The sequence below is a fragment of the Streptomyces sp. NPDC058674 genome (assembly GCF_042716505.1).
GTDB lineage: Bacteria > Actinomycetota > Actinomycetes > Streptomycetales > Streptomycetaceae > Streptomyces.
Genome location: NZ_JBHXSC010000138.1, coordinates 1 through 2,997, shown reverse-complemented (window position 1 = coordinate 2,997; position 2,997 = coordinate 1). Strand labels below are relative to the sequence as shown.

Genomic DNA, 2,997 nt, shown 5'->3' with positions numbered 1-2,997 from the left:
CACCTGCTCAATCTCGCCCACACCGCCGACGGCTCCGACGCCCTCACCCGCCCGAGGCGCCGCAGCACGCAGTGGAAGGCGCACCGCAGCCTGCAATGGATCCTGGACGCCGTCACCGCCGGGCCCGCCTTCGTCCGCAACGGCCGCATGGACCTCCTGGCCGCCAACGGTCTCGCCCGCGCCTTCTACGACGACGTCTACGCGGCGGCCGGCAACCAAGCGAACCTCGCCCGATTCCAGTTCCTCGACCCCGCCTCCCGCCGCTTCTACCCCGACCGGGAGCAGGCCGCCGACGTCGCGGTGGCCATTATGCGGACCGAAGCCGGGCGCAATCCCCATGACAAGGGCCTGCACGACCTCGTCGGCGAGCTGTCCACCCGCAGCGACGACTTCCGCACCCGCTGGGGCGCCCACAACGTCCGCCACCACGGCACCGGCACCAAGCGCTTCCACCACCACACCGTCGGCGACCTCACCCTCGCCTACGAAGGCCTGGAGATGGCCGCCGCCCCCGGGCTCACCCTCACCATCTACACCGCCGAGCCCGGGTCGGCCTCCGAGGAGGGCCTGCGACTGCTAGCCTCCTGGACCGCCACGTCCCAGACCCACACGGCTTACCCCGGCGAATGAAGGTTCCGACGTGTCTCATCGCGACCTGCCTGTCGTCAAACGATGGCACCCTCAAGTGATCAACGCACCGCCCACACCTCCCTTGAACGTGCTCCTGACATTCACTGACCGCTACACCCATCCATGCCGGAAGCCGCCCCTCCGGATCGGAGCGCTCCGGAGCATCACCAGGCGCCCACCCCGGAGCATCACCCGGCCGGGCCAGTCGATCAAGTAACAACTGTTCTGCAGGATTCTTCGCATACAACCCCGAAATTCGTACACATTCACGCATCCGTGCCGGCGATGCCCAAGCGGTCCCACGCCTCGCGCCCGGGACGCACACGGCTGTGGCTCTGGCGCCGTCGCGGGCCGCGTGCCGGCGGCGCGTTCCGGGCGAGGGACCCGGTCCCCACCCCGGCCAGCGCGAGCTCGAGGTTGGCGACCGCACTGCTCGCGGCCCCTGGCTGCGTCACCATCCACCCCGCCCCGCCGTAGCGGACCGCGAAAGCACCCGCGAGGCCCGGCCCGCGGTCAACTGACCTCATGCCCGCCCTCCCTCGCGGCTGTGGCGGGTAGCGCCGGCTCGGCCGGGACCGGGCCCGCCGAGCCAGGATCGACGGCAGGGGGTGAAGCGGGACCGGGCGGCCACTGCCGAGACCCGGGGCTGCCGAGAACCCCCTGGCGGCCGCTGGGCAGGGACAGCCGCTTCCGCCGGGGCCGGCTACCCGGGTGCCGCGACAGCCGGAGTGGTCGTGGAGCGGGAACGGGCCGCCCCCGGGGAGACCCGGACCCGTCAGGAATGCTGTGCGCGGATCAGGACGAGTTCCTCGTGTTCCTCGGCCTCGCCGGCCAGGCCCTGCCTCTCCAGCCAGGCCCGGCGGGATCGCAGAACCGGCCCCCACGGTACGGAAGCCGTTGCCTCGATGTTTGCGCTGAACCCCGTGCGGGCCAAGTGGGCGACGGTCTTCTCGGCTCCGCACAGGCCCGAGTGCACCATGAGCAGCACTCCCCCGGGGCGTAGCAAGGTAGGAAGGCGGCCGCAGATCCGGTCGATGATCATCCGTCCGTCCGGGCCTGCGTCCCAGGCCCGCTGCGAATCGCGACGTCGTCGCGTCCATGCTCGTGGGCACCGAAGAGGGCCACCGCGACTACTTCCGCGCCGACCAGGCATGGATGTACATCGTGATCCTCACCGTCGGCTACATGCTCAGCCGCGGGCTGGCTAAGTCCGGCAGCCGGGACAACTACGACGGCAACGGCTCCTGACCCGCATCACCGGGGAGAAGCCAGCCGCACGCCGCGAGACCTCGCTCCGCAGCCGGTCCGGGCCCCGCTTGCCGCGTCTCCTGCGCAGGTCGCCGCTCGGCATCCGGGTGATCCCGGCGCCACCACGGCCTTCTCCCGCCCGTTTGGGGGAAGTCCTCACCGCGCAAGGTGGCTGTGACCTCTGCTGGGCCAACAGCGCCTCGCAGCGAGCCGCCCTCTGCCCGGCCATCAGGCCGGGCAGAGGGCGGCGCAGAGCAAGACGGTGGCTCCCGGTAGGGCGGGACCGGCGTCAGTCCCTGGCGATGGCCATACCGAGGAAGATCCCCACCACCAGCGCGACACTGCCGACGGCCATCACCGACCACGTCCCCGCCTGCGTCGCACCGAACGTCGACGTCATCCCCGCCTGCGTCGCCGCCTGCGTCGCCTGCGCCCCCGCCATGGTCGCCTCCTGGACGGCCAGGCTGGTCTCCAGCGTCTGAATCTTGCTCTCCAGCTCAGACTGCTCCATCACGCGGTTCCTCTCTCACGGCGTGCCGGGCCGGTCCCGGCATCACCTCCATCGCTTCCCCACCACACGGACACAGCCGCGCCAGGCGCCTGCGGTGTACCCGTTTGCCGACGACGGGCGCCCGTGGCCTTGGCGGCCGGGCGACCTTTGGGGCGTATACGCCGGGCAGCCGCCAAAGCTTCCCGGGCGACCGCGATGCTTAGAGGTCATCTCATTTGGCCAGTCGCCGGTAGCAGATGAGGGTGCAGGCGAGGCTGGTGAAGGCGAGGAAGTGCTCGGCCTTGCGTTCGTAGCGGCGGTGGAGTCGTCGGCAGCCGGCGAGCCAGGACATGGTCCTTTCGACGACCCATCTGTAGCGGCCGAGCCGTTGTGAGGACTCGATGCCCCTGCGGGCGATGCGGTGTTTGATGCGGCGTCCGCGTCACCATCGTCGCAGGTGGGCGTAGTCGTAGCCCTTGTCCGCGTGGAGCTTGCCGGGCTTGCGTCGTCGGCGTCCGCGGCGGGAACGGATGAGCGGTATGCCGCGGACGAGGGGCTCGAGGGCCTGGCTGTCATGCAGGTTGGCGCCCGAGATTGCCACGGACAGGGGCAGACCGGTCCGCTCGGTG

The 2,997-nt window shown here is 70.9% G+C and carries 4 protein-coding genes and 1 pseudogene; 2 read left to right on the top strand and 3 right to left on the bottom strand.

Annotation, left to right across the window (positions count from 1 at the left end):
* Window positions 1–630, top strand: a 630-nt coding sequence (locus ACFWU6_RS33610; protein WP_383985275.1) for a transcriptional regulator, incomplete at its 5' end; no start/stop codon positions are given.
* Between the two features lie 775 nt (window positions 631–1,405).
* Here ACFWU6_RS33610 and ACFWU6_RS33605 read toward each other — a convergent pair.
* On the bottom strand, window positions 1,406–1,609 hold the full coding sequence (locus tag ACFWU6_RS33605; protein ID WP_383985272.1) for a hypothetical protein: 204 nt from the start codon (window positions 1,607–1,609) through the stop codon (window positions 1,406–1,408).
* A 119-nt stretch (window positions 1,610–1,728) separates the two neighbouring features.
* Here ACFWU6_RS33605 and ACFWU6_RS33600 point away from each other — a divergent pair, with 119 nt between their 5' ends.
* Window positions 1,729–1,878, top strand: coding sequence for a hypothetical protein (locus ACFWU6_RS33600; RefSeq protein WP_383985269.1), 150 nt, complete (start codon window positions 1,729–1,731; stop codon window positions 1,876–1,878).
* A 289-nt stretch (window positions 1,879–2,167) separates the two neighbouring features.
* Here ACFWU6_RS33600 and ACFWU6_RS33595 read toward each other — a convergent pair whose 3' ends face one another.
* The gene (locus ACFWU6_RS33595) at window positions 2,168–2,392 is read right to left on the bottom strand and encodes a hypothetical protein (RefSeq protein ID WP_383812335.1); all 225 of its coding nucleotides are present in this window, start codon (window positions 2,390–2,392) and stop codon (window positions 2,168–2,170) included.
* Window positions 2,393–2,600: 208 nt separating this feature from the next.
* A pseudogene (locus ACFWU6_RS33590) lies at window positions 2,601–2,997 on the bottom strand (IS5 family transposase); the annotation flags it as partial.

Coding starts and splice junctions, on each gene's coding strand:
- ACFWU6_RS33605 (WP_383985272.1), bottom strand. CDS start 1,609: ATGGTGCACTCGGGCCTGTGCGGAGCCGAGAAGACCGTCGCCCACTTG.
- ACFWU6_RS33600 (WP_383985269.1), top strand. CDS start 1,729: ATGCTCGTGGGCACCGAAGAGGGCCACCGCGACTACTTCCGCGCCGAC.